The organism is Desulforhopalus sp., assembly GCA_030247675.1.
GTDB lineage: Bacteria > Desulfobacterota > Desulfobulbia > Desulfobulbales > Desulfocapsaceae > Desulforhopalus_A.
Genome location: JAOTRX010000002.1, coordinates 101621 through 126920, shown reverse-complemented (window position 1 = coordinate 126920; position 25300 = coordinate 101621). Strand labels below are relative to the sequence as shown.

The 25300-nt window shown below is 51.4% G+C and carries 25 protein-coding genes; 15 read left to right on the top strand and 10 right to left on the bottom strand.

What is annotated here, in order from left to right; translation table 11 throughout:
- Window positions 1-12: 12 nt before the first annotated feature.
- Window positions 13-213 (bottom strand): cold-shock protein, encoded by a 201-nt coding sequence (locus tag OEL83_00580; GenBank protein ID MDK9705516.1) that lies wholly within the window; start codon window positions 211-213, stop codon window positions 13-15.
- Between the two features lie 550 nt (window positions 214-763).
- Between OEL83_00580 and OEL83_00575 the strand changes: the two genes are divergently transcribed.
- The 15 genes from OEL83_00575 (at window position 764) to OEL83_00505 (ending at window position 16964) form a co-directional block, all read left to right on the top strand.
- Window positions 764-1600: a sulfide/dihydroorotate dehydrogenase-like FAD/NAD-binding protein gene (locus OEL83_00575; GenBank protein MDK9705515.1), complete on the top strand. Its 837-nt coding sequence runs from the start codon at window positions 764-766 to the stop codon at window positions 1598-1600.
- An 81-nt stretch (window positions 1601-1681) separates the two neighbouring features.
- Entirely contained in the window at window positions 1682-3094 is a 1413-nt protein-coding gene (gene gltA / locus OEL83_00570) for an NADPH-dependent glutamate synthase (GenBank protein ID MDK9705514.1), read from the top strand.
- A 424-nt stretch (window positions 3095-3518) separates the two neighbouring features.
- Window positions 3519-3878: an NADH-quinone oxidoreductase subunit A gene (gene ndhC / locus OEL83_00565; protein ID MDK9705513.1), complete on the top strand. Its 360-nt coding sequence runs from the start codon at window positions 3519-3521 to the stop codon at window positions 3876-3878.
- Complete coding sequence (gene nuoB, locus OEL83_00560) at window positions 3869-4381, top strand: NADH-quinone oxidoreductase subunit NuoB (GenBank protein ID MDK9705512.1); 513 nt, start codon at window positions 3869-3871, stop codon at window positions 4379-4381. The genes ndhC and nuoB overlap by 10 nt, the downstream gene beginning before the upstream one ends.
- A 1-nt stretch (window position 4382) precedes the next feature.
- Window positions 4383-6098, top strand: a complete 1716-nt coding sequence (locus tag OEL83_00555) for an NADH-quinone oxidoreductase subunit D (GenBank protein MDK9705511.1) — start codon at window positions 4383-4385, stop codon at window positions 6096-6098.
- A complete protein-coding gene (locus OEL83_00550; protein ID MDK9705510.1) occupies window positions 6095-6601 on the top strand; it encodes an NAD(P)H-dependent oxidoreductase subunit E in 507 nt (168 codons plus the stop codon). Before OEL83_00555 ends, OEL83_00550 begins: the two co-directional genes overlap by 4 nt.
- 14 nt (window positions 6602-6615) lie before the next feature.
- Window positions 6616-7893: an NADH-quinone oxidoreductase subunit NuoF gene (gene nuoF, locus OEL83_00545; GenBank protein ID MDK9705509.1), complete on the top strand. Its 1278-nt coding sequence runs from the start codon at window positions 6616-6618 to the stop codon at window positions 7891-7893.
- Window positions 7894-7901: 8 nt separating this feature from the next.
- Window positions 7902-9464, top strand: coding sequence for a 2Fe-2S iron-sulfur cluster-binding protein (locus OEL83_00540; protein MDK9705508.1), 1563 nt, complete (start codon window positions 7902-7904; stop codon window positions 9462-9464).
- Complete coding sequence (locus OEL83_00535) at window positions 9451-10737, top strand: NADH-quinone oxidoreductase subunit H (protein MDK9705507.1); 1287 nt, start codon at window positions 9451-9453, stop codon at window positions 10735-10737. Before OEL83_00540 ends, OEL83_00535 begins: the two co-directional genes overlap by 14 nt.
- 12 nt (window positions 10738-10749) lie before the next feature.
- A complete protein-coding gene (locus tag OEL83_00530) occupies window positions 10750-11274 on the top strand; it encodes an NADH-quinone oxidoreductase subunit I (GenBank protein ID MDK9705506.1) in 525 nt (174 codons plus the stop codon).
- Window positions 11275-11278: 4 nt separating this feature from the next.
- Window positions 11279-11788 carry an NADH-quinone oxidoreductase subunit J gene (locus tag OEL83_00525; GenBank protein MDK9705505.1) on the top strand — a complete coding sequence of 170 codons (510 nt, stop codon included), beginning with the start codon at window positions 11279-11281 and terminating at the stop codon, window positions 11786-11788.
- On the top strand, window positions 11785-12081 hold the full coding sequence (gene nuoK, locus OEL83_00520) for an NADH-quinone oxidoreductase subunit NuoK (GenBank protein ID MDK9705504.1): 297 nt from the start codon (window positions 11785-11787) through the stop codon (window positions 12079-12081). Before OEL83_00525 ends, nuoK begins: the two co-directional genes overlap by 4 nt.
- Window positions 12082-12085: 4 nt before the next feature.
- The gene (gene nuoL, locus OEL83_00515) at window positions 12086-13999 is read left to right on the top strand and encodes an NADH-quinone oxidoreductase subunit L (protein ID MDK9705503.1); all 1914 of its coding nucleotides are present in this window, start codon (window positions 12086-12088) and stop codon (window positions 13997-13999) included.
- A 13-nt stretch (window positions 14000-14012) separates the two neighbouring features.
- Window positions 14013-15539 (top strand): NADH-quinone oxidoreductase subunit M, encoded by a 1527-nt coding sequence (locus tag OEL83_00510; protein ID MDK9705502.1) that lies wholly within the window; start codon window positions 14013-14015, stop codon window positions 15537-15539.
- A gap of 15 nt (window positions 15540-15554) precedes the next feature.
- Window positions 15555-16964, top strand: a complete 1410-nt coding sequence (locus OEL83_00505; protein MDK9705501.1) for an NADH-quinone oxidoreductase subunit N — start codon at window positions 15555-15557, stop codon at window positions 16962-16964.
- Window positions 16965-17146: 182 nt separating this feature from the next.
- On the opposite strand, the gene OEL83_00500 is transcribed toward OEL83_00505, so the two are convergent.
- From OEL83_00500 to argH, 9 genes are all read right to left on the bottom strand, one after another.
- Window positions 17147-17407, bottom strand: coding sequence for a sulfurtransferase TusA family protein (locus OEL83_00500; GenBank protein MDK9705500.1), 261 nt, complete (start codon window positions 17405-17407; stop codon window positions 17147-17149).
- Window positions 17408-17538: 131 nt separating this feature from the next.
- Window positions 17539-18216, bottom strand: a complete 678-nt coding sequence (locus OEL83_00495; protein ID MDK9705499.1) for a lytic transglycosylase domain-containing protein — start codon at window positions 18214-18216, stop codon at window positions 17539-17541.
- A complete protein-coding gene (gene fsa, locus OEL83_00490) occupies window positions 18217-18861 on the bottom strand; it encodes a fructose-6-phosphate aldolase (protein MDK9705498.1) in 645 nt (214 codons plus the stop codon).
- 363 nt (window positions 18862-19224) lie between these two features.
- Complete coding sequence (gene folK / locus OEL83_00485) at window positions 19225-19758, bottom strand: 2-amino-4-hydroxy-6-hydroxymethyldihydropteridine diphosphokinase (GenBank protein MDK9705497.1); 534 nt, start codon at window positions 19756-19758, stop codon at window positions 19225-19227.
- Between the two features lie 82 nt (window positions 19759-19840).
- Window positions 19841-20650: a 4-hydroxy-tetrahydrodipicolinate reductase gene (dapB, locus tag OEL83_00480; GenBank protein ID MDK9705496.1), complete on the bottom strand. Its 810-nt coding sequence runs from the start codon at window positions 20648-20650 to the stop codon at window positions 19841-19843.
- 49 nt (window positions 20651-20699) lie between these two features.
- Window positions 20700-21581 carry a 4-hydroxy-tetrahydrodipicolinate synthase gene (gene dapA, locus OEL83_00475; protein ID MDK9705495.1) on the bottom strand — a complete coding sequence of 294 codons (882 nt, stop codon included), beginning with the start codon at window positions 21579-21581 and terminating at the stop codon, window positions 20700-20702.
- Window positions 21582-21809: 228 nt separating this feature from the next.
- Window positions 21810-22646 carry a diaminopimelate epimerase gene (dapF, locus tag OEL83_00470; GenBank protein MDK9705494.1) on the bottom strand — a complete coding sequence of 279 codons (837 nt, stop codon included), beginning with the start codon at window positions 22644-22646 and terminating at the stop codon, window positions 21810-21812.
- A gap of 186 nt (window positions 22647-22832) precedes the next feature.
- Window positions 22833-23888, bottom strand: a complete 1056-nt coding sequence (locus tag OEL83_00465) for a hypothetical protein (GenBank protein ID MDK9705493.1) — start codon at window positions 23886-23888, stop codon at window positions 22833-22835.
- Window positions 23885-25291, bottom strand: coding sequence for an argininosuccinate lyase (argH, locus tag OEL83_00460; GenBank protein ID MDK9705492.1), 1407 nt, complete (start codon window positions 25289-25291; stop codon window positions 23885-23887). Before argH ends, OEL83_00465 begins: the two co-directional genes overlap by 4 nt.
- Window positions 25292-25300: the final 9 nt, after the last annotated feature.

Below are 25300 nucleotides of genomic sequence, written 5' to 3'. Positions count from 1 at the left end.
AAAGTCAGGATATTAGAGTTTCACAACGTTCTCTGCGGCTGGACCTTTCTGCCCCTCGACGATATCAAACTTCACCCTTTGTCCTTCCTCAAGAGATCTGAAACCCTCGCCCTTGATGGCCGAGTGATGGACGAAGACATCTTTCCCTCCATCCTGCTGAATGAAACCGAATCCCTTAGAATTATTAAACCATTTCACTGTCCCTTCCGCCATGGCACGACTCCTTTCTGGCATAATCAATTATTGACTTTCTGTTGATCAAACAAAAAGTCACCCGAATCCCTATATATACTCGTACATATAAAAAAATTTCAATTAAAAAAATAGCTAACGAAAAAACTTTGGCAGGGAATGGTATTTCACGAGCCATGAGAGCGCATTTTTCCGAGTTTACATCCTCTTCCTGGAAGTCCCATCGCCATGGTCAGACTCTCCTCTACCTGTTCCTCATGAGTTGCTTGTTGATAGGCACCTTTGGCAAACAATCCAAACAATACTGGAGCTCAGATACCTCGCGCATTTATTTTCAGATGCCTTGCTGGGAGCTTTTCGGCTATCAATGTTTGTCGTACGATATCTAAAGGTTTTTCCACCTCTATCAGTTACCTGATAATTGTGCCCGCCTTTTGCCTGAAATAACAATCAGGTTGATTTACCTGCAGCTTTGTGCTTACTTAACCGTGAAACGGCCTGCAACAAAGTTCTGCTGCTGTAAATATTTTTTGCCTTTCAAATTCAATGGTTTTTATCCTCGGAGGGAAAAATGTTTAAGATCGTAAACCGCGAAGAAATGTCTCAAGGAACCGTAATTCTTAATGAAATTGAGGCACCATTAATTGCCAAAAAAGCAAAACCCGGACAATTCGTAATACTCAAGGCCAATGAGGAAGGTGAGCGAATCCCCCTCACCATGGCTGAAACAAACCCCGCCAAAGGCACAATCACTATCATTTACATGGTCGTTGGCAAGTCAACTGCCCTTTTCCGGGATCTGAAGGTGGGAGAGGGATATCAGGATGTTATCGGGCCTCTGGGAAAAGCTACCCATCTGGAAAAGGTTGGCAAGGTTGTCTGCGTTGGTGGCGGTACCGGGGTTGCAGTGCTCCACCCCATCACCAGGGGTCTCAAGGAGATCGGCAACGATGTTACCTGTATCATTGGTGCGCGCAATAAAGGGCTACTGATTATGGAAAACCACATGAAAGCGGCCTCCCATGATTTGCGCATCTGTACCGATGACGGTTCCTACGGCCACCATGGCTTTGTTACCGATGTCCTAAAAGATGTCCTCAAAGGCGGTGATATCAAACTGGTTGTGGCCATCGGCCCGGTCCCCATGATGAAGGCAGTTAGCAACATAACCAAGGAGTTTAACGTCTCCACCATGGTCAGCCTTAATCCAATCATGGTCGACGGCACCGGGATGTGTGGCGGCTGCAGGGTGACCGTGGGTGGCCAGACAAAATTTGCTTGCGTTGACGGCCCTGAATTTGACGGTCACCTGGTCGACTTTGACGAACTCATGCTGCGGCTCAGGGCCTACCAGGAAGAGGAACGAAAATGTCATCAAGACTACTGCAACCTCCGCGATGCCAAATAATCACAGAGTTATTGCAGCATGCCACTTTTTCTAATTTGGTGATTTACACCACCGTGGAGTCGATTACTTTCGGAGGAAAACATGTCAGAAACAGCAGATAAGAAAGCGCAGAAAGCCAGAGTCGCCATGCCCGAGCAAGAACCAAAAATCAGGGCTCGAAATTTCTTGGAGGTACCCACCGGCTATACCGTCAAAATGGCCCAGGAAGAGGCCTCAAGGTGCCTGCAATGTAAAAAACCCGGTTGCGTTGAAGGTTGCCCGGTAGGTGTTGATATACCAGGTTTTATTGATCTCATTGCCCAAGGCGACATGACTGGAGCCATCCGCAACCTGTGGGGCAAAAATGCTTTACCTGCTGTCTGCGGCCGGGTTTGCCCGCAAGAGGTACAGTGTGAGGGAAGATGCATCGTCGGCAAGAAAGGCCAGCCCGTAGCTATCGGCAACCTCGAACGATTCTGCGCTGACTACGAGCGAGAGCACGGCACCGGCGAATTGCCGCCTAAGGCAGCCCCTACCGGGAAAAAGATCGCTGTCGTCGGATCTGGGCCATCCGGTCTCACTGTGGCCGGTGATCTTATTGTCAAAGGCCATGACGTCACAATCTTTGAGGCCTTCCATAAACCAGGCGGCGTTCTGGTGTACGGCATTCCCGAATTCCGTCTTCCGAAAGCCATTGTCGCCCAAGAGGTTAATTTTCTTGAGAGACTTGGAGTCAAAGTGCAATGTAATGCCGTAGTTGGCCGTACCGTTTCCCTGGACGAGCTCTTCGGCGAGGGCTACGATGCCATCTATGTCGGTGTCGGTGCCGGACTACCGAAATTCATGAATATTCCAGGTGAAAATTATGTTGGCATCCTCTCCGCCAACGAATACCTGACCCGCGCCAATCTCATGAAGGCCTATAAATATCCGGAGGTTGACACCCCCATTCCTCTCGGTAAAAACGTCGTCGTGCTCGGCGCCGGCAACGTGGCTATGGACTCGGCGCGGACAGCGATGCGCCTGGGCGCGGACAGCGTGAAGATCGTCTATCGCCGCTCCCGCGATGAAATGCCGGCCCGTAGCGCTGAGATCCACCATGCCGAAGAGGAAGGCATTGAACTCTGCTTGCTCACCAATCCGACCCGCTACATCGGCAATGAAAATGGCAGGCTTACCGGCATGGAGTGCCTGCGTATGGAACTCGGGGAACCCGATGCCTCCGGGAGACGCCGCCCGGTAGCAGTCAAGGGCTCGGAGTTTGAAATTGCTTGCGATCTGTGTATCGTCGCCGTCGGCTCAGGTGCCAATCCCTTGCTCACCAGTGAAACCCCGGATATGAAACTCAACAAATGGGGTAATGTTCTGGCCGATGAGAAAAACGGTAAAACCACCAAGCGAGGCGTCTGGGCTGGTGGCGATATCGTCACTGGGGCAGCAACCGTCATTCTGGCCATGGGTGCCGGAAGGGCGGCAGCGAATTCCATCCATGAATATTTGACCCTTGGTTGGTAATGTAGTTTCCTGACTTCCAAACCATTTTCCCAAAAAACCCTGTCGACCAAGTTAATCGGCAGGGTTTTTTTTCGCATTTTTTTTGTATACCCTCCGAAAAAACTTTCCTGAAAAAAAACGCCATCGCATAATTCTGCCAATCCGTTGATGTGCTGCTTGTGCCAATTTCGAGATTCGCCACAACTCAAGATGCTCTATAAGGGCACAAAGAACGGGGCAGGCGCACCGCTTGCATTTTTTGCACAAAATCCCACCTGATTACGATGTAAGTAGCTGTTTAACAAAGAAAGAGAAAGACTTGACAGGAATCAAAGAGTCCTGTTAATGCATGGAAGATTTAAATTTTCGTTCGGTTTTATGGGGTTGATGCAAGTCGACAATCGGCCATGCATTGGAATGAAAAGAGCGTCAAAAAGGGGAAAAGATGTCAACGGAACTGATTCTCTCGGCGGCGACCTTAATCGGCATTGCCGCACTCGTTCCCTGTCTCATGATCCTGACCGCATTTTTAGGGCCCAGGTCTCGGGGAAAAATCAAAGACGAGGCATATGAAAGCGGCATTGGCCCAATCATCGGCGCGGTCGACCAAAAATTCAGCGTCAAATTCTATCTTCTCGCAATTCTCTTTCTGATTTTCGATATTGAAGCGGTCTTCATGTACCCGTGGGCGGTATGTGTCCGTGAACTCGGCTGGTTCGGTTTTGTCGAGATGGTGACTTTTATGCTGCTCCTCGTCACCGGACTCATCTACATTCTGAAGAAGGGGGTGCTCAATTGGCGTTAGGATTTGAGGCTCATCTCGGCAATACGGTCATCACCACCAAACTTGATGCGATCATCAATTGGGGGCGCGAAAACTCCCTGTGGCCCTTTATTTTTGGCACCGCCTGCTGCGCTATTGAGTTCATGAGCGCAGCAGCCAGTCAGCACGATATCTCCCGTTTCGGCGCGGAGGTGGTCCGGTTTTCCCCCCGCCAGGCGGATCTTCTTCTGGTATGCGGCACAATCAGTTACAAACAGGCTCCGATACTCAAACGCATCTACGAGCAGATGCCCTTGCCCAAGTGGGTCGTCGCCATGGGTGCCTGTGCAAGTTCTGGAGGAATGTACGATAACTACTGCACCGTTCAAGGCATCGACACCATCATACCTGTAGATGTATATATCTCCGGTTGCCCTCCAAGACCTGAGGCAATTCTCGATGCCTTGATGAAAATCCAAAAACAGATTGAAGGGGAAACTATTCTGCAAGACCGCCATAAAGACTTTAAGGGGATTCTCGACTGATATGAATACGACGGCTCTTGAAAAAATGAAGGCCGCGTTCCCGGACGCCACCTGTTCAACTGTTCTCGATGCAGTGGTCGTTGATGTGCAAGCTACAGCCCTCGAAAGCACCCTTTCCCGGCTAAAAAACGACCCGTCCTTCAACTGTGGCCTGCTCCTTGATGTCACCGGCATCGATTACCTTGAGTATCCAGACCCGCCAAAGGCCAGATTTTCGGTGGTTTATACCCTCCGTAACTGGCAGGACAACCTCCTCGTCCAGGTCCGGTGCGCGGTTGCCGACCCGCAGGACGGAGTCACCACCGCCAGCCATCTATGGGGTTCCGCGAACTGGGGTGAACGTGAGGTCTATGACCAATATGGCATTAATTTCAAAGGTCATCCCGATCTGCGCCGGATACTCAATCACTGGCAGTTTTCCGGCCACCCACTGCGCAAGGATTACCCTATTGACAAAGGGCAGATCTGTTACGAAACCGACAGCCTTGAGAAAGAAATTAAAGCGCGCCTTTTCGAAAATGGTATCGACGAAAGTACCATGCGGGATATCAACACCGAGATCATGTTTCTCAACATTGGCCCATCGCACCCCGCCACCCACGGGGCCATCCGGATCCTCACCGCCCTTGATGGCGAGACCATTCTGGCCAATGTCAATGAGATCGGCTATCTACACCGCGGTTTTGAAAAAACGGCGGAAAGTTATACCTATAACCAGGTAGTGCCCCTGACCGACCGGCTTAATTACTGCTCCTCGGTCATCAACAACATCGCTTACGTCAAGGCGGTTGAAGCGTGGCTTGGTGTGAAGATCACCGAACGAGCCCAATTCATGCGGGTGGTTCTCACCGAATTCTACCGGGTTCTTGACCATCTGGTGTGTATTGCCGCCAACCTCGTGGATATGGGGGGACTGACAAACTATTGGTACCTTTTTAATGAGAAAGAGGCGGCCTACGATTTTATCAGCCGCCTTACCGGTTCCCGCCTCACAACTTCATTCACCCGAATAGGGGGCATGTATCGCGATTTCTACGAGGGTTGGGAAGTCGATCTCAAGGCCCAGCTGCTCAGCATTGAAAAGGGCATCGGTGACGCCCTTAAGCTGGTGGAAACCAATCGTATCATCCATGACCGGACCCAGGGTGTCTGCATCCTTCCGGCGGAAACTGCCCTCAGTTACGGTTTTACCGGACCAAATCTGCGGGCCAGCGGGGTACCCTTCGATCTTCGTAAGGATGCCCCCTACTACAATTACGAGGCCTTCGATTTCGAAGTGCCGGTAGGCAGCACCGGCGATATCTACGATCGTTTTATGATTCGCTTCGCCGAGATGACCCAGTCCATCCGCATCATTCGCCAGGCGATGCAACACATTCCCGAAGGTCCAATCAATGTTGGTGATTCGCAGGTCTGCCTGCCGCCGAAGCAACAGGTTTACAGCAAAATAGAAGGATTGGCGAACCACTTTAAATTAATTTTTGAAGGGGTGAAGGCACCTCGCGGTGAATGGTACGATTCCTTCGAGGCCGCCAACGGCGAACTGGGCTTCCATTTTGTTTCCGACGGTTCCGGCCGTCCGTATAAGGTAAAGGTCCGCCCGCCCTGTTTTTACGTTATGGGTGGCTTCCACAAAATGGTTGAAGGATACATGATCGCCGACGCAGTCATCAACCTTGGGTGTATCAATATCATAGGCGGGGAGTTGGACCGATGAGCAACCGTTCACAGCTGATTTCTACCGGAAAACCATTTCAATTCGACCGGGAAAGGGATGCCGAATTCGAGAGACTCAGCACGCGCTACCCGACCAGGGAGTCGTTGATTCTTCCAGCCCTCTGGCTCATTCAGGAACAGGAAGGGTGGATCTGCCAGGAGGCCCTGGCCTACGCAGCCGACCGGATCGGCACCTTCGCCAGCAAGCTGTATGAAGCGGTGACCTTCTATACCATGTTCCATCTGCACCCAATGGGCAGAAACCACATCTGCGTTTGCCGTACCCTGTCCTGCTGGCTGCTCGGCAAGCAAGAAATCGTCGATTTTCTAAAAAACGAGATCGGTATCACCCCCGGACAGATCAGCGAGGATGGCCGTTTCAGCCTGGAAGAGGTTGAGTGCCTTGGCCACTGCGGTACCGCCCCGGTTGTCCAGGTTAACGGCGAATTCCACGAAAACATGGACGCGGGCAAGCTGAAAGAGCTGCTGGCCACATTGCCATAACGAGGCGGACGAATATGGAAGTGAAAATTCTCAGTGCCAAGTTTCATATAGACAATGCCAACACCCTGGCCGTTGCCATAAGCCACGGCGCCTATTCGACCCTCGACAAACTCTTCGCGATGCAGCCGGCCGAGGTCATTGAAGAGGTAAAGAAGAGCGGTCTGCGGGGCCGGGGCGGGGCTGGATTTCCAGCTGGGATGAAATGGGGGTTTCTCCCCAAGAACACCGGTAAGCCAGTGTATCTGGCGGTCAATTCAGACGAATCGGAACCAGCCACCTTCAAAGATCGCTACATCCTCGTCAAAGACCCGCACATGCTCATCGAAGGCATTATCATCTGCAGCTACGCCATCGACTGCCATGATGCCTATATATATATCCGCGGCGAATATACCACCCAGGTCAAAATTCTGCAGGCGGCAATCGATGAGGCATATGCCGCCGGCTACCTTGGCGCCAGCATTGCCGGCCGCGACTTCAAGCTCGATGTCACCATCCACCGCGGCGCCGGGGCCTATATCTGCGGCGAAGAGACCGCGCTCCTCGAATCCATTGAGGGGCAAAAGGGCCAGCCACGCAGCAAGCCGCCGTTCCCGGCAGTTGCCGGACTGTATGGCTGCCCGACGATCATCAACAATGTCCAGACTATTGCCTCCCTGCCCTTTATCATCACAAATGGCGCAGACGCCTACAAAGCTCACGGCACCGAAAAAAGTCCCGGGACCCATCTATTTGGCATCTCCGGCCATGTTGAAAAACCTGGGATGTATGAGCTGCCTCTTGGCCTGCCGATCCTCGAGGTCATCGACAAAATGGCAGGTGGAGTTTGGAAGGGCCGGAAGCTGAAGGGGATCATCCCCGGAGGAAGTTCCACCCCGGTCCTGCTACCCGAAGAGGCCAAGGACGTAACCCTTGATTACGAATCCATGGCCGCCCACAAAACCATGTTTGGTTCGGGCGGCATCGTGGTGCTCGACGAGACCGTCGATATCGTCCAACTGGTTGAAAACCTCATCTCTTTTTACCATCATGAGTCCTGTGGCCAATGCACTCCCTGTCGCGAGGGACTGGGCTGGATGCTGAAGATTGTGCAAAAAATCCTTCGCGGTGAGGGTGTTATCGAAGATGTCCTTCTGCTCCGTGAGCTTTGCGATAATATCGAGATGAAAACGGTCTGTGTACTCTCCGCTGCCTGCACCATGCCGGTACGCAGTTACCTTGATAAGTTCAGGCAGGAATTTCTGGCATATGTGCCAACCGCCTCTCCAGCAGCACAAGAAAAACAGGAATAGGGCTTCCCATGGCTGACAAGATTAAACTTTTTGTGAATGGAGTTGAGGTCGAGGTCGAAGCGGGGAAAAACCTGATCGACGCCATCGGTGCCGTCGGCATTGAGATCCCGCACTTCTGCTATCACCCGGCACTTGGTTCCGACGGCAACTGCCGGATGTGCCTGGTCGGGATAGAAGACGGCAGGCCGCCGCTTGTTCCGGCCTGTAAAACCCCGGCGCAAGCTGGGATGAAGGTTCTGCTGGACGCCGCCCATATCAAAAAAATCCAGCATGATGTCATGGAATTGGAACTCATCAACCACCCCATCGATTGCCCTATCTGCGATCAGGCCGGGGAGTGCAAGTTGCAAGACTTCTACATGTCCTATGACAAGCAACCGAGCCGGATGACCGTCGCCCAGGTCAAGAAAGGGAAAAAACTCGATTATGGCTGCGGTATCGTCCACGATCAGGAGCGCTGCGTCCTCTGCGCCAGGTGTGTCCGCTTTTGCCGGCAGATCACCAAAACCGGCGAGTTGGGCATTGTCAACAGAAGCGATGCGGCGCAGGTCGAATTCTTCCCCGGCAGGCCAATCAACAACCGCTATGCCCAGAACATTGTAGACCTTTGCCCGGTTGGCGCCATGACCAGTGCCGACTTCCGTTTCAAACAGCGAGTATGGTTCTTGAAAAGGGCCAAGGGTATATGCCACGGTTGCGCCAAAGGATGTAATATCACCATTGAGCACAACCGGGAAAAATATCAGGAAGATCGTATATATCGCTTCCTCCCACGACTGAACCCACAAGTCAACGGGTACTTCATCTGTGACAAGGGCCGGTATAGCTACCACAAGGAGAATGAAGGTCGCCTGACCGTTGCCCGGCAGGGTAGTCAGGTTCGTAACCAGGCTGACGCACTGGCCGCCTGCAACCAAGAAATAAGCCGGTCCCCAAAAATTGCCATGATCCTCTCTCCCAACTGTTCCCTGGAGGAAATGGTCGCGGTCAAGAGCCTGGCGGAAAAACTCGGTGCCACGTTGTCCGGTTTTAGCGATGGTTACATCAGTGCCGGAGATGGTGACGGCTACCTTATTCAGGATGATAAATCGGCAAATCGCGCAGGGCTGGGAATCCTGGGCATAAACAGTAACCGTGCGGTCTTTGAAAAAGATCTCGGTGAGGCCCAGCTGCTGGTCAATTTCAATAACGATCTTACCCGCAGTTATACAGAACCGGAACTGCGTGCCCTTCTCAAAGACACCAAGATGATACTTGCTGCCAGTCACGATGACGGGCTTGCGGCAATGGCCGCTATCGCCATACCAATTGCTGCTGCTAGTGAATACTCTGGAAGCCTTGTTAACTGTGACAACATCCTACAAAGCTTTACCAAGGCGGTGAGTAAAAACCACGATCCGGTCGATATCGGGACATTGGCCGCCCAACTCGGTAGCCCCCTGCAAACCCGCGCCGAACAATTTTCCGAGCTGCGCAAATATCTCAGTGTCCTTAAGAACTTTGAGGCAGATACTCTACCAGCCGAGGGATTGAAATTAACCGACAACGAGGCCACCCATGTCACCGCTTGATATCTTTATGGTTGTCGCGAGAGTTGCCTTCAGCGCCTTTATTCCGCTCTGTTTCATCGCCATTTGCGTGTGGATGGAGCGACGTGGGGCAGGCTTTTTCCAGGACCGTTCAGGTCCGAACCGCGCCAATATCTTCGGCTTTCGAGCAGCTGGATTGGTGCAGAATCTCGCTGACGCTGCCAAACTTATTTTTAAAGAAGATGTGATATCGGGCCATATTAAACACAAATTCTACTTTGTTCTGGCCCCTGTGATTGTCTTTTTCACCTCTCTGGTCTCCTTTGCCGTTGTGCCCTTTGCCGATACCCTGGTCCTCGGCGGCAAGAGCTATATCATGCAAGGTATTCCCTTTGATCTGGGAATTCTGTGGTTTCTGTCCCTAGCCGGCTTCAGTGTGTACGGAATCATCCTCGCCGGATGGTCGTCAACCAATAAGTACGGGGTCCTCGGCGGTCTCCGTTCAGCTGCCCAGGTCATCAGCTATGAAATTCCCATGGGCTTGTCCATCGTCAGCATGCTCATTGTGTATGGTACCGTTAATCTGAATGAGATTGCCCAATTCCAGGGCAAGCTCCTCTTCGGTTTCATTCCCATGTGGGGTGCAATATTGCAACCCCTGGCAATGATAATCTTCGTTGTCGCCGCCTTCGCCGAGACCAACCGAACCCCCTTCGATCTTGCCGAAGGTGAGAGTGAGTTGGTCGCAGGTTATCATGTTGAGTACAGCGCCATGAAATTTGCGATCTTTTTCATGGGTGAATACGTCGCCCTGTTTGTGTCGAGCGCCATGATTGTAACCCTCTTTTTCGGAGGGTATCAGTTGCCGTTTCTTTCCACCGCTACTTTATTGAATCATGCCAAGCCGGTGGCCTTCCTGCTCATAGTCATTTTGCCGGTGGCCATGCACTTTTTTGCCGGCTGGATCAGGAGGAGCAACGTCAGCCACTACCAAAGAAAAAATGACCCAAGGATATTCGAGGCGACGGTCTACATCAAATGCCTCTGGGGCCTGGTAATCTTTCTTGAAGCAGTTTTGTTGTCCGTTCTATTCTTTTCCTCCGGCGGTGCCGCAACCCATATCTTCGTGGTATTGCTGCAGGTCTGTACCTTCCTCGTAAAAGTTACCATGATGCTCTTTGTCTATATCTGGGTGCGCTGGACCTTGCCGCGTTTCCGCTATGACCAGCTCCAGACCTTGGGATGGAAAATGCTCCTTCCCCTGGCACTTCTGAACATTTTTATTACCAGCGCATTCGTCGTGGCCTTGAGTTAGGGAGAGAATAACATGGCAGCCTCAGTAAAAACATTGGCGAGAAAGGGAGCAAGCCTCCACGAACGCTTTTATCTCATTGAGATCTTTAAAGGAATGGCCACAACCTTCGGCCACTTCTTCAGAAATCTTCGCGATAACAGAAAGTTGTATGTCCGTCACTATCCAGAAGTTCAACCAGAGATACCAGTACGCTGGCGAGGCCTGCACCGCCTCACCAAGCATGATGACGGCACAGTCAAATGCGTCGCCTGCTTTATGTGTCAGACTAATTGTCCGTCCCACTGCATCATGATAGAGGCCGGCGAAAGACAGGACGGCAGAACCGAGAAAATGCCGGTCAAATTCGTTATCGATCAACTCGAATGCATCTACTGCGGATACTGCGTTGAGGCCTGTCCCCTGGATGCCATCCGCATGGATACCGGCAAGTTCTCAACCGCCGGAGGCACGCGGGAGTCTTTTGTCGTTGGGCTGGAGCAGTTACTGGCAACCCCAGGGGCCTTTTCTGAAGAAGAATACAAAAAAGGGGGCGCTTGATATCATGTTTGCCGAGATATTATTTTTCGGATTTGCGGCACTTTCGGTACTTGGTGCCCTTGGCCTGGTGTTTTTTCGCCACCCGATGAACGGGGCGATGAGCCTTGTCGTGACTATGATCTCCTTGGCAGGGCTGTATGCCCTTCTTTCCGCCAAACTGATCTTTGCCCTGCAACTTATTGTATATGCCGGGGCGATCATGTCACTTATCCTTTTTATCATCATGTTTCTCAATATCGCTGAGAGTGATCTCCCCGAAGAAGCTCGGCATTGGATATATCTCGCCGGTGGCGTAGTCATCATCCTTCCCATCGGCTCCTTCCTGATCAAGATCGTAAAAAGTATTCCAGGTGGTGAAACAACGATCATCGGAAACGGTTTCGGCGGGGTCAAAGAGGTTGGACTGGTGCTCTTTCAAGATTGGTTGCTTCCCTTTGAAATCGTATCAATCCTCCTCCTCGTTGCCCTCATCGGTGCGGTGGTATTGGCCGGCAAAAGGAGAACTGACAAATGATCCAGGACTATCTCATACTCAGCATCATTCTCTTTTGTCTGGGCATTCTCGGAGTCATTACCAGACGTAACGTCTTCACCGTTTTCATGTCTATAGAGCTCATGTTGAATGCGGCAAACCTTGCCTTCATTACCTTCTCACGACTGCATGAGAGTATGGATGGTCATGTTTTGGCCCTGATGGTTATGGCCGTTGCCGCAGCGGAAGCGGCTCTGGCACTTGCCGTGGTCATTCTCCTGCACAAGCATAAGGGCAAGCTGGACACCAACGTATTCAGCCTGTTAAAAGGGTGATAATATGGAACATAGTGTTACATATCTAGGACTTATACCGCTCCTGCCGCTACTTGGAGCACTGGTTATCGGTCTGCTGCACATGTTCACCTGCAGGAAAACCCCACTCCCTGAGATACTTTACGGCACCCTGGCCTGTGTGGGACCGATCCTTGCCTTCTTCATGGCCTGCATGGTCTTTTTCCAGTTAAAGGGATTGCCGGCCGCAGAGCGTTTCCTTACCCACACCGCCTTCACCTGGTTTGCCGTCGGCGAGCTGCATGTCGATATGGCATTTCTGGCCGATCCACTGAGCTCGCTGATGCTCCTTTTCGTCACCCTTATCGGTTCGTTGATCCATATTTATTCAGTAGGTTATATGGCGGGAGACGAAAACTTCGGCAAGTTTTTCGCCTACATGAATCTCTTCCTCGGATCGATGCTTCTTCTCGTGCTCGGCAACGGTCCGGTAGTCATGTTTGTCGGCTGGGAGGGTGTCGGGCTTTGCTCCTACCTGCTAATCAGCTTCTACAGTAAGGACACAGCCAACGTCCAGGCCGGCAACAAAGCCTTTATTGTCAACCGCATTGGCGATCTCGGTTTTGTGCTCGGCATGGCGTATCTCTTTTGGGCCATCGGTGCCGACGGCTTTGACTATCTTTCCTTAAAAGCCAACGTAGCCGACATACCACCTGGGGTTGGCGTGGCTATTTGTCTCTTACTCTTTGTCGGTGCCTGCGGCAAGTCAGCGCAGATCCCCCTGTATGTCTGGCTACCTGACGCCATGGCCGGCCCGACCCCTGTCTCGGCGCTGATCCATGCGGCTACCATGGTTACGGCCGGTGTCTATATGGTCGCCCGCTTCAGTTTCCTTTATACTCCATATCCTATTGCAGGATCGATTGTCGCCTGGGTTGGTATCCTAACCGCCTTGCTTGCCGCAATCTTTGGCCTTTTTCAAAAAGATATCAAGAAGATCCTCGCTTATTCGACGGTCAGCCAGCTCGGCTACATGTTCGCGGGCGTCGGGGTGGCAGCATATTCAGCTGGTATCTTTCACGTCTTCACTCATGCCTTTTTCAAAGCTCTGCTGTTTCTTGGAGCTGGTTCAGTCATCTACGCCCTGCACCATGAACAGGATATCTGGAAGATGGGCGGCCTGAAGGACAAAATGCCGACAACCTACTGGACCATGGTGGTTGGTGCCTTCGCACTGGCCGGTTGCCCTCCCTTTTCCGGATTCTTCAGCAAGGACGAAATACTGTTTTCGGCCTTGGCTACTGGCCATACCGGTATCTGGGTGATCGGTGTTCTCGTGGCTGGATTAACTGCTTTTTATACCTTTCGCATGATCTTCCTGGTTTTTCATGGTGCACCCCGTGTCCCGGAATCTTTTGCCCACGCTCATGAATCACCCAAGGTGATGACCGTTCCCTTAGTGGTGCTGGCTGTTGGTGCCATCTTCGCGGGATTTTTTAATTTGCCTGGCATCTTTGGCGGCAGTCTTGGGGTGAGCCACTGGCTGGCACCAAGTTTGACTGAACAGCACCCCCACGCCTCCGTATGGCTTGAGCTGCTTGCAATAGCCACAAGCGTCGCAGCCTTCGCCATTGGTATAACCATCGCTTATAGAAAATTCGGTCAAGGGGCTACTGAGACGGAATTCACTGGTCTCAGGAAGTTCGCCTACCACAAATTTTATGTCGATGAGATCTACAATGCCGCTTTTGTCCAGCCCTATAAGGCCATCGGCAGTCTTATCTCCAGACTTTTGGAGCCGCATGTCACCGATAGCCATGTCAAGGCTTCCATCTGGCTGTATCGCAAGGCCGGTAAGGCCTTCAAAATATTGCAAGTGGGCTATGTGAGGGTTTACGCAATTTACATGGTCATCGGCCTGAGTCTCATGAGCCTTTTCTTATCGAAAACGATCAACTAGGTAAGGTGCCAGAATGTTCGAATATGCCCTTTCATTCATGATCTTTCTACCGATCCTTGCCGGAATAAGCATCCTTGCCTTGCCAATCGGCAACAAGGCAGCCCGTTTCTCCGGTGGTGTTGTAGCCATGATCGTTCTTCTCATCGGCATTGAGTTGTTTCTTGGTTTTCAGGGCAGCGGTGCTATGGAGTTTGTTGAAAACAGAGCGTGGGTCGAATCGCTGGGAATTCGCTACGGCCTTGGCGTTGATGGCATCAGTCTTCTCGTACTAATGGCCGGGTCAGTACTTTTTCCCATGGTTTTTTGCATTCTTTCGATAAGAGAAAAGGGCTTTTACGGCAACCTCCTGATCACCCAAGGGGCGATGATCGGGGCCATCTGCGCTACCGATTTAATCCTCTTCTATATTTTTTGGGAGATCATGCTGTTACCGATCTTTTTCATGATCGGCATCTATGGCGGGCCGAATCGCCTGCCGGCAACCTTAAAGATCACCCTGTACACCATTTCCGGTTCGCTGCTCATGCTCGCCGGGCTTGTTTACGTTGGTGTTGCCCACCATGAACAGTTCGGCTTCTGGACCTTCGATATCATTCAGCTCAGTAGCCTTGAACTGGGAGGAGGCTACGCTGTTCTGGCCTTTTTCATGATGATGATTGCCTTTGCAATCAAGATACCCCTATTCCCTTTTCACACCTGGCTGCCTGACGCCTATACCGAGGCACCGAACGCAACGACCTTCGTTCTCTCAGCAATAATGGCCAAGATCGGCGTCTACGGGGTGATTCGTTTTGTCGTTCCGGTTTTTGAGCTTGAATTGGCCCGTTTTGCGGTTTTGCTGTCATTTGCCGGGGTTGTCGGCATGATTTACTGCGGGCTTGCCGCAATTGCCCAAAAAGACCTGAAACGCATGCTTGCTTTTTCTTCAGCCTCACACATGGGCATTATCGCTCTCGGGGTCTTCTGCATGAATACCCAGGCCCTAACCGGTAGCCTTTTCCAGATTGCCGCTCACGCCACCAGTACTGGCATACTGTTTCTCTTTATTGGTCTCATGGAAGAACGTTTGCAAACCCGAGAAATCGCTGAACTTGGCGGAATCGCCTATCGGGCGCCAATCTTTGCCACGTTTTTTGCGATCGCCATGCTCGCCTCGATGGGCTTGCCGGGCACCAGCGGTTTTATAGGTGAATTTCTTATCATCCTCGGAGCAATCAAATTCAGTGGATTCATAGGCTTTCTGGCGGGGACCTCGCTGATAATCGGTGTATGTTACATGCTGTGGATGTTCCAGAGAGTCTTCTTCGAGAAGCCAAAGGAACAGACCGATAAATTTCAAGACCTCTCTCTAACCGAGGCCCTGACCTTTTTACCGGTGATTCTACTTATCCTGGCAATGGGAATTTTCCCTCAACCATTCCTTAAGAGGATTGAACCCACCGTCCAGCAGCATATTGCAGCAGCCACAAATACCGCGCCTAACGCCCTGGCTTCAACAGCAAGGCCTCGGACCTCAACGCCCAATTATCAAAAGAACTAAGGCTCTGTGACCATTATGAATGATTTTCTGTCATTGCTCCCTCTGATCGTCATCTGCACAGGAGCCATCCTCTTGATGCTCCTTGCCGCTTTTGAAAAAAGTCGTCTTGAGACGGCCGCCCATCTGAGCATGGGTATATTTGCCGTAGCATTTTTAGTCCAGCTGCTGGTTGGGGGAGGTCCGGCGACTGCTGCCTACAGTGATGTCTTTAACGGTATGTTAGTGGTGAGCGACTTTACCTCTGCGGCCGGACTAATCATCCTTGCCTGCGGTTTTTTTACGGCAATGACCAGTCACTCCTATTTCAAAGTCAACCTGTTCTGCTCCCTGGAGTTTTACGCGGTCATGATGTTTGGAGCCTGTGGCATGCTGTTGCTCACTTTGTCTCAGGAGCTCATGACCAGTTTTATCGCTCTGGAGATTATGTCCCTGGCAATCTATATCCTTGTCGGATATGACCGGGCCAATGTCAAAGGGGCGGAGGCGGTTCTCAAATACCTCATGCTCGGGGCCTTTGCCGGCGCATTTTTTACCATGGGGTCGGCACTCATTTATGGTGGAGTGAAGAGCACCAAATTTATCGATATCGGAACATACTGCCTAAGCCATTCTGCAACATCCCCTCTTCTCCTCGGTGGTGTCTTCTTTATTATCGTGGGACTTCTTTTTAAAGCTGCCGCCTTCCCCTTCCATGCCTGGGTTATCGACGTCTATGATGGTGCCTCTACCCCAGTTACTGGATTTATGGCCACGGCTCTCAAAACCGCAATCTTCACCGTTTTTGCCAACCTCCTTGCCCAAAGCAGCGGACTGCACGGCACCTGGGTGACATTTCTCTTTTACGTCTCCGTATTCACGATGTTCGGTGGCAACCTTATCGCCATCGGCCAAAGCAATCTTAAAAGGATGCTGGCTGCCTCCGGTATCGTCCATTCCGGCTATCTGCTTATCGCCTTGGTTGCCATAAACACCGAGCAATTCACTGGCAGCGTAATAGCCTATTACCTGGCGGCCTACGCCGCCGGCACTCTGGGAATGTTCGCCGCGCTTGCCTACCTTGGGGGCAGCGGAGAGAGAAGATCGACCTTTGATGACTTTAAAGGGCTTGCCAAAGTGCGGCCGTATTCAGCTGCGGCCATCACTGTCTTTCTTCTCTCGATGGCCGGAATCCCCCCCACAGCTGGATTTATGGGAAAATTCTACATCATCACCAGTGCCATATCGGCAGGGGAAATAACCCTTGCAGTGCTCGGCATCGTCAGCAGCATCCTGTCAATGTGGTACTACCTTCGGCTGGTCATCAATATGTATTTTCACGATGCTGTGGAAAACTTTGAAACCGATGGGTCGTGCTTCGCAACTGCCGGTACCTTCTTTCTGGCTGCCTGTGTTTTTATTTTAGGAGTGTATCCTATCGTTATGTAGCTGATTTCGCAAAGAGGGAAGCAAGGGCAATACGGGGGGAGGCGGCAGTTACAGCAGAACGACTATTAATCAAGAATGAGAACAAAGTGAGAGGAAATTGACCTGAGAGAATTGTATATGCTCCATTCTTCCCTCGAATCATTCGGATTACAAATATATTTTTTTATTCTAGCGCATTAGGCCTAGCTGCATCGTTTAATAAAAAAGCTTAATTGACCGAATTCTTCCTTTTCCCCCAGATACATATGTCCCACCCGCTCGCACCAACCATAAATATCAAGATGCGATGAGGGCTTGGCACCTACAACCAGTAACACTTCGCCTATTGCTAGTTTAGCCAGTCTTTTTTTAATCCGCAGGAGCGGGAGGGGGCAGTTGAGTCCCTGCACATCCAGCGAGGCTGCCGGTTGTATTTTTTCAAGAGCCTGTTGCATCTCACCCATTACTTTTCTCCCAAAACAAATCCTGCCAGGGTCTTCTCATTAGATTTTCTTTCGTAACTAGTATAGTTTTCGCCAATTATTAGCGATGTTTCGAAACCATCAAAAAGGCCACCAGGTGTAGTCCTCGTAGCTCACTCCTTCACCAAGAGTGGTGAGATACCTTTCACCCGTTTGTATTCCTTATAATGCTTTAACACCTTCGTCACATATTGTTGTGTCTCCGGGATATCCGGGACGCCACCGGTTCGCGATACCAGTCCCGGCCCGGCGTTGTAAGCAGCCAGTGATAAGCTCAAATTGCCATTGAAGTTATCGAGAAGTTGCCGCAGATACCGGGTTCCTCCATCAATATTTTCCCGTGGATTGAATGGGTTGCCTACCCGCAGCTCACGTGCAGTCTCGGGCATCAGCTGCATCAGTCCCAAGGCCCCCTTCCGCGACACTGCCCGGTGATCAAAATCGGATTCGGCAAGAATAATCGCCTTTATAAGTGGTGGATCGACCTGATAGCGGCGGCCGATGCGGTGGATATCCATATCATACATTTTCGAATCACCGCCACCGCCACCGCCACTACCAAACGATGCACTGAAGCCAGTATCCTGGGTCAGGGAATATATCTGACAGTTCGAACCGACTGGGGCGTTAGTAAAGTTCATCGCCCCCGATTTCCCACGGCAGATATACATCGACCCCCTGGCCTCCAGTGGGCCAACCGCTATCGTGCTCAGGGCAGCAAGGACAAAAAGTCTTGCCAAGCCCTGAAAGAATGCGTGGCGATGCAACCGCTCGGTCAGATTATTCTTCATCTATTTTTTTCTCTTTTCCCAATCGGCAAGAAACTGCTCGATACCAATATCAGTTAGCGGATGTTTGGCAAGTTGCGCGATGACCTTAAAAGGAATTGTCGCGATGTCAGCACCTATGAGGGCCGCATCCAGCACATGCTGAGGACTCCTGACACTTGCCACAATGATCTCGCTCTGGTAGCCATAGTTATCGTAAATGGAAACGATGTCACTGATCAATTCCATTCCCGGATTGCCGATATCGTCTAGACGGCCGACAAAAGGGCTGACATACGTCGCCCCTGCCTTAGCAGCCAACAGAGCCTGTGCCGCCGAAAAAACCAAGGTAACGTTGGTTTTAATCCCTTCAGCACTGAGCTTCTTTACGGCCTTCAGACCTTCGACGATCATCGGAATTTTGATAACGATATTTTCAGCAAGTTTGGCAAGTTTGCGCGCTTCCTCGAGCATCCCCTCTGCCTGAAGGCTCACCACTTCTGCACTTACCGGTCCATCGACCAGCTTGCAGATCTCAGCGATGATCTCTTCAAAAGGCTTGTTTTCTCTGGCTATCAGTGATGGATTAGTAGTGACTCCATCCACCATGCCCATCTCAACACCTTTTTTTATCTCTTCTAAGTTGGCGGTATCGATAAAGAACTTCATTCATTTTCTCCTTGTTTGATTCTAAAGGTATTGCAACACTTCTGGCTGCAAAAATACATTTTTTCCCCCCGCCACTCTATCTGCACAGCCTGGCGACTCGGTACAAGTTTCTTGCAGACCGGGTCCTCCTCCAAGGTATCAGCGACAGGAGCATCCACTGGCCTGGTGCCGCGCATTTTTCCCCCCGCACCCAATGACCTTCCCTTCGCAAAAATCACTCTGTAAGCGATGTAGACGAGGGCAATAAGGATAATAATCCGCAGTGGTGTCAAAATTTCCTCGAGGTTGGATTTCTCATAAAGTGATATTCACCGCATCATTGCTGTTGGCATACAAGTAAAAAGCTCTCGCAACCATGCGCCTTCAATCCCAGCTCCCAACAATAATTTCCTGATTTTTCAAGTGACCGGACATAATTCGCGATTGGAGTTCTTCAACCATTTCGGTAATGGTCTTCCCACTGAGCACATCTCTAAACTCCGGTTCAACCTCACCGAGGGGCGCCAGCACAAACAGTCTGTCGGCAATTCGCGGATGCGGCAAGGTCAATTCAGGGCTATCGGTTGCCACATCACCGTAATACAACAAATCGAGGTCAAGGCTTCGATCTTGATACCCAAAAGACAGGTTGTCTCGAGTGCGACCAAACCTTGCCTCAATCACCAGCAGACTTTGTAAAAGATCTCCGGCCTCAAGGAAGGTGTAAACGCTCCCCACAGCGTTGGTAAACCAATGCCTGCTGATCATGCCGACTGGAGCGGTCATATATGGGCGCGACAGCCCGCCAAGCCGAATGCCTGGAACAGTCCCGAGATATTCCCAAGCCTCCTGAAGAATGGTTCGTCCGTTGCCAAGATTCGAACCCAATCCGATGATCGCCTTCACTTCGTATTGCATTCAAACAGCCCCAGCCCTCACGAGTTCCCAGATATCTTTACGAAGTTAATTCTTAAAAAACAAGAAGCCAATCTGCAAGTTCCTAAAGATCCTGTAGCCCCAGGACGTCAAACATCGAGTAAAGCCCACACTCTCTGCCGGCAATCCAGGCTGCCGCGGCGGCGGCGCCCCGAGCAAAATGGTCACGGCTATGAGCGCGGTGAATCAATTCAATCCGTTCACCAGGGCCGGCAAAGAGAACGGTATGTTCGCCGACGATATCAGCGGCCCGAATCGTCTGGATACCGATCTCTTTAGCTCCTCTCTCGCCGATAATCCCATTCCGTTCCAGTACCGCGACTTCGCTGAGATTTCTGCCCACTCCTTCCGCGGCCATTTCGGCAAGTTTTAGGGCCGTACCGCTTGGTGCATCCTTTTTCTTGTTGTGATGGGCCTCGATGATCTCGATATCGTAGTCGTCGCCAAGAATTGCCGCGGTTTTTTTCACCAGTTTCATCATGACATTGACGCAGACCGACATATTAGGGGCCTGAACACAGGGAAAGTTCTTGGCAAGTTCCTTCAGCTCAAGCAGATTTTCCGGTGTGAGGCCTGTGGTACCAATGACCATGGCCCGGCCATGCCTTGCAGCTAATCGAGCAAACTCCATAGTCGCCTTGTGAAAGGTGAAATCGATTATTACATCACCTTTATCGATCACCGATTCGATACCCTCACCAATGATCACTCCATTCGCCTCACCAAGGGCCAACAGCCCGGCGTCTTTTCCAACAGCGGAATGCCCCGCCGCCTCAAATCCCGCTGTCCATTGCAGCAGTGGATGGCGATTGACCATATACGCCACCCGCTGCCCCATCCTGCCGGCTGCCCCGGCAATGATTACCTTGGTCATATCCCCCTGCTCCTGTGCCTGAATTACTGGTTCATCACCACGCAAAGAACTATATAAGGCCGATAGTCCGCATCGCCGATTGCAATTTTTCCAGATTTGTCGCGCCCATCGGGGCAAGGGGCAAACGAGGATGCCCACTCTTAATCTTACCCATCAACTCCAATGCCTTTTTGGCCGGAACCGGATTGGGTTCGATGAACATCATTTTCATCAGTTCGAACATCTTGTAATGCTGCACATTCGCTTCGTCAATATTGCCGACCAGAGCCGCCTCAAGCATTTTGGCCATACCCTGGGGATAGACATTGGAGACCACGGAGATAACCCCCTTTCCACCGATAAAAGCTGTCGGCATTGAAGTAAAATCATCACCGGAAAGGACGATGAATTCCTTCGGGCAACGACGAATTACGTCGGAAATCTGCTCCAGGCTACCGGATGCCTCTTTAATACCGATGATATTGTCGATTTGTGCGAGACGTGCCACAGTTTCCGGTAGCATGTTCACCACCGTTCGCCCCGGCACATTATAGAGAAACATTGGAATATCAACTTTTTCGGCAATCTCCCGGAAGTGCAGGTACATCCCCTCCTGACTCGGTTTATTGTAATAGGGCACCACCGACAAGACCGCGTCAGCCCCGCTTTCTTTGGCGCTCTCGGTGAGTTCGATGGCCTCCAGAGTATTGTTTGCCCCGGTGCCGGCAACCACGGGAACTCGCCCTTTGACGGTTTTAACGGTCAGGTCAATAACCCGTTTATGCTCATCAAACAAAATAGTAGCCGATTCACCGGTGGTTCCACATGGCACAATGCCATGGGTACCGCCGGCAATCTGAAACTCAATAAGGTCTATCAACCCCTGCTCATCCAATCTACCGTCTATAAACGGGGTCACAAGTGCAACAAGCGCTCCGTGAAACTTTTCCATGACTCCTCCCAAACCAAATTTTCCATCGTTATCAGGTCTCTCCAAAAAACACTTCAAGCACTGTATACCAAGAATTTTTCCGGCTAGAGACACATCCCATTATCGGGGCCAAGAGCTGTTGGGATGTGACCTTATGACTGGCCGCCCAATCCCTTACTGCTCCATATGCCGTCCCGTACATCCGACGGCTATGCTGTTTTCTTGCAATGGTTTTTCTGCGCAGGTTATTTATAGCAGCGCTTCTTCAACCAGTTCTCCGACACAAACCAACCTGGTCAGCCCTTGCATGTAAACATTGTCAGCAACCGGCCCGTCGAACAAATCAAAAAATATAGTCAGGACCTCCCCCCCCGAGGTAACAACCTCCACAGGTGATTCCATGCCTTTTTGTATTACTGCAAAAAGTGCTGAAGCAACCGCCCCGGTGCCACAAGCCATTGTCTCGGCCTCAACTCCGCGTTCGTAGGTACGCACCTTCAACCTGCCGTCAGCCAACACCTTGACGAAGTTGGCATTGGCCCCCTTCGGTTCAAAGAGCTGGTGAAAGCGCACCATCCTTCCCCAAGTTTTCACCGGGATACTATCATCTTTCACAAAAATAACCGCATGCGGTACACCGGTATCGACGTAGCTGACCGGCCGTTCTTCATCACCGATGACAAGGGAGAGACCAAGCCGAAAATCATGGGGTTTGGTCATTTTCACCCTTACCATTGCTTCATCTTCACCGACCTCTGCCTCGATTATACCGGCCAGAGTGGCAAATCTCATTTTTTTACCCGCAATCCCATGGCGATACGCAAATCGTGCCGCGCACCGGGAACCATTGCCGCACATTTCGGCAACAGACCCGTCAGCGTTATAAAAATTCCAGGAAAAGTCGGCAGTAGCCGACTCCTCGATAAAAATCATCCCGTCGGCGCCAAGTGAAAACATACGCCTACAAATCCGCTGTGCTAATTTCGCTTGCTCAGCTGCTGGGATGCGGCAAATGCGGTTATCAACAATCACGAAATCGTTGCCGGCTCCGCTCATCTTTTCAAAAGGAATGGGAAATTGTACCATCTCTTTTGCTGTCTCCTTACGTTATTGTACATGAGCCAAAAACATTTTCAACCTGGCCCCCTTACAAAAACCCCTCTTTCCGAATAACAACCAGGTCACCTTCTATCCCTTCCCGAGACAACAGAGCCCCCCAACCACGTCTCTTGTGGCGGGAGGGCATCTGAAGATGTGGCCTTCTTGTTACGGTTAATCCCTGACGGTGGCCTCGCGTGACTTAGCACTCTCGTTTGCGGGCTTTGCCCCATCAAGAGCGGTGACCGCATAATAGTAGCGAGTTCCCTCAGTTGCCTTGGCATCAACAAAGAGCGTATGCGTCGGCTCTATCGTACCTATTATCTCATGGGTATTTTGATCAGCAGTTCGCCTATAAACCTTGTAGCCGGAGAGATCCTGGATCTCACTGCGGTCCCAAAACACCTTGATACCGGCAGCGGTTTGCACAGCTGTAACTCCGGATGGGGCAGGTGGTGGTGTCTGGTCGATCGGCGTGGCGATAACTGCCTTACTCACCCCTCCTTCCGCCAGCTCAGCCTTATAGGCAGTCAGAGTCTGCACTGAATAGTGATATTTCTGGCCATTGCCGACCTGGCGGTCAGTGTAACCGGTAGCAGTGAGCGGCTCACCGATCTTGGTCCAATCCTTGCCATTGAGGCTGCGGCGAATCTGATATTTGACAGCGAAATCGGTACCAGCCGTTTTCAAGGTTACCGGTTGCCAGGTGAGGGCAATTTGACGATCTCCAGATACGGCGATCACATTTTCGGGGGCCGCTGCCGGCTCAAACCAGATAAAGGTAACCACGTTGGAATCGGCACTATCGGCAAGCCAGCTCGTGCGCGAGCGAACCTTGTAAAAATATTTATACCCGGAACGCAGGAGATCGGAATCATATTTCACCTCTCGCCTTATTTTGCCATCCATCGGCGCCCCACCCTCAACCGTCACCGGGTCCGCATATGGTACCGGGCAACTCTCGCAGTATGCATTCAAGGGGATTTCCGCGCGGAACAATTCAAAAGAAGAGATATCCTCGACAATCGATCCTTTAACGGTTCGAACCGGGTACGACCAGGTCAGCTGCACCCCTTTGTCGGAAATTGTATGCCGCAGGTCACCGATTGCCTCCGGCACGACACTGGCGGGTGGGACTGGTTTGTTCTTAACGCCGCACCCTCCGGCCAAAAACAAGAATGCACCAACAAAGAAAATTCCCATTATCCGTAAAAAGCATCTTTTTCTCATAATCCGATCCCCAGTTTTTTTTCCGCCGTCACTAATGCTTCTTCCACTCTCAGAACACCGGTTCCTCCCGTGGAAATCCGACTATTGACCGACCCTTCGACACGTAACACCTCGAAGGCATCCTCACCGATGACCTCGGAAAACTGCCCGAGCTCAGACAAACTCAGTTCCGGCAATTCGCGCTCCTTTTCGAGACAATAGGCAACTGCCCGGCCGACTATTGCATGGGCTTCGCGGAAGGGTACATTTTTCAATACCAAATAGTCGGCAAGATCGGTTGCCGTCATGCAACCCTTACCGGTAGCCGCCGCCATCCGCTCCGTTTTGAAGGTGAGATTCTCCAGAAGTTCCGCCATAATGGCAAGGGAGGCAGTAACCGTATCGACGGTATCGAAAACCGGTTCCTTGTCTTCCTGAAGATCGCGGTTATAGGTCAGCGGCAAGCCCTTCACCAAGGTGATAAGGGTCATCAGGCTGCCAACGACCCGCCCGCACTTGCCCCTGATCAATTCTGGAATATCCGGATTTTTCTTCTGCGGCATAATTGACGATCCCGTGCAGAATCTATCGGATATGTTTACAAAATCAAACTCTTGACTCGACCAGAGAACGAGTTCTTCCGACAGCCTGGAAAGGTGCAGCTGAATGATGGTGCAACAACTGGTGAACTCGATAGCAAAATCCCGGTCACCCGAGGTATCCATCGAGTTTGCTGTTACCCCGGCAAAACCAAGGTCTTTTGCCACCTGCTCCCGGTTGATGGGCAAGCCGGTACCGGCTAGTGCCGCGCAGCCGAGTGGCGAGAGGTTAAGGCGCTTGCGGCAATCGACCATTCGTTCCCGGTCACGGCTGAACATCTCATAGTAAGCCAGCATATGATGAGCTATCTGCACCGGCTGTGCCCGTTGTAAATGGGTATATCCCGGCATTATCCGACCAAGATATTTCCTGGCAAGAAGCACAAAGGCCCGGCGAACACCATCCAGGAGAACAAGCACCTCGTCACACTGATCGCGCAGATAGAGCTTGAAATCAAGGGCAACCTGATCGTTGCGGCTGCGGCCGCTGTGCAACTTCGCACCCGCTGGACCTATGCGCTCAACTAAGGCCTTTTCGATATTCATGTGGACATCTTCCAGCTCACGCCGGAATTGAAAGGTCCCTTCGCTGATCTCTTTTTCGATTGCCGTAAGACCATCGGTTATGGCCGTAAGCTCTTCCCGGGACAATATGCCACCGTCGGCAAGCATGGCGGCGTGGGCCTTGCTGCCGGCAATATCGTATTTATACAACCGGCAATCGTAGTGGATAGAGGCGGTAAAGGCCTCCACCGAGGCAGCAGTACCCTCGCCAAACCGCCCTCCCCACATCTTTGCCGAGCCGCTCTTTTTCTGCACAGTCATGACCGGGTC

What these genes read in the sequence shown, in the direction of transcription:
- OEL83_00580 (MDK9705516.1), bottom strand. Translation starts at nt 213, where the DNA reads ATGGCGGAAGGGACAGTGAAATGGTTTAATAATTCTAAGGGATTCGGT.
- OEL83_00575 (MDK9705515.1), top strand. Translation starts at nt 764, where the DNA reads ATGTTTAAGATCGTAAACCGCGAAGAAATGTCTCAAGGAACCGTAATT.
- gltA (MDK9705514.1), top strand. Translation starts at nt 1,682, where the DNA reads ATGTCAGAAACAGCAGATAAGAAAGCGCAGAAAGCCAGAGTCGCCATG.
- ndhC (MDK9705513.1), top strand. Translation starts at nt 3,519, where the DNA reads ATGTCAACGGAACTGATTCTCTCGGCGGCGACCTTAATCGGCATTGCC.
- OEL83_00555 (MDK9705511.1), top strand. Translation starts at nt 4,383, where the DNA reads ATGAATACGACGGCTCTTGAAAAAATGAAGGCCGCGTTCCCGGACGCC.
- OEL83_00550 (MDK9705510.1), top strand. Translation starts at nt 6,095, where the DNA reads ATGAGCAACCGTTCACAGCTGATTTCTACCGGAAAACCATTTCAATTC.
- nuoF (MDK9705509.1), top strand. Translation starts at nt 6,616, where the DNA reads ATGGAAGTGAAAATTCTCAGTGCCAAGTTTCATATAGACAATGCCAAC.
- OEL83_00540 (MDK9705508.1), top strand. Translation starts at nt 7,902, where the DNA reads ATGGCTGACAAGATTAAACTTTTTGTGAATGGAGTTGAGGTCGAGGTC.
- OEL83_00535 (MDK9705507.1), top strand. Translation starts at nt 9,451, where the DNA reads ATGTCACCGCTTGATATCTTTATGGTTGTCGCGAGAGTTGCCTTCAGC.
- OEL83_00530 (MDK9705506.1), top strand. Translation starts at nt 10,750, where the DNA reads ATGGCAGCCTCAGTAAAAACATTGGCGAGAAAGGGAGCAAGCCTCCAC.
- OEL83_00525 (MDK9705505.1), top strand. Translation starts at nt 11,279, where the DNA reads ATGTTTGCCGAGATATTATTTTTCGGATTTGCGGCACTTTCGGTACTT.
- nuoK (MDK9705504.1), top strand. Translation starts at nt 11,785, where the DNA reads ATGATCCAGGACTATCTCATACTCAGCATCATTCTCTTTTGTCTGGGC.
- nuoL (MDK9705503.1), top strand. Translation starts at nt 12,086, where the DNA reads ATGGAACATAGTGTTACATATCTAGGACTTATACCGCTCCTGCCGCTA.
- OEL83_00510 (MDK9705502.1), top strand. Translation starts at nt 14,013, where the DNA reads ATGTTCGAATATGCCCTTTCATTCATGATCTTTCTACCGATCCTTGCC.
- OEL83_00505 (MDK9705501.1), top strand. Translation starts at nt 15,555, where the DNA reads ATGAATGATTTTCTGTCATTGCTCCCTCTGATCGTCATCTGCACAGGA.
- OEL83_00500 (MDK9705500.1), bottom strand. Translation starts at nt 17,407, where the DNA reads ATGGGTGAGATGCAACAGGCTCTTGAAAAAATACAACCGGCAGCCTCG.
- OEL83_00495 (MDK9705499.1), bottom strand. Translation starts at nt 18,216, where the DNA reads ATGAAGAATAATCTGACCGAGCGGTTGCATCGCCACGCATTCTTTCAG.
- fsa (MDK9705498.1), bottom strand. Translation starts at nt 18,861, where the DNA reads ATGAAGTTCTTTATCGATACCGCCAACTTAGAAGAGATAAAAAAAGGT.
- folK (MDK9705497.1), bottom strand. Translation starts at nt 19,758, where the DNA reads ATGCAATACGAAGTGAAGGCGATCATCGGATTGGGTTCGAATCTTGGC.
- dapB (MDK9705496.1), bottom strand. Translation starts at nt 20,650, where the DNA reads ATGACCAAGGTAATCATTGCCGGGGCAGCCGGCAGGATGGGGCAGCGG.
- dapA (MDK9705495.1), bottom strand. Translation starts at nt 21,581, where the DNA reads ATGGAAAAGTTTCACGGAGCGCTTGTTGCACTTGTGACCCCGTTTATA.
- dapF (MDK9705494.1), bottom strand. Translation starts at nt 22,646, where the DNA reads ATGGTACAATTTCCCATTCCTTTTGAAAAGATGAGCGGAGCCGGCAAC.
- OEL83_00465 (MDK9705493.1), bottom strand. Translation starts at nt 23,888, where the DNA reads ATGAGAAAAAGATGCTTTTTACGGATAATGGGAATTTTCTTTGTTGGT.
- argH (MDK9705492.1), bottom strand. Translation starts at nt 25,291, where the DNA reads ATGACTGTGCAGAAAAAGAGCGGCTCGGCAAAGATGTGGGGAGGGCGG.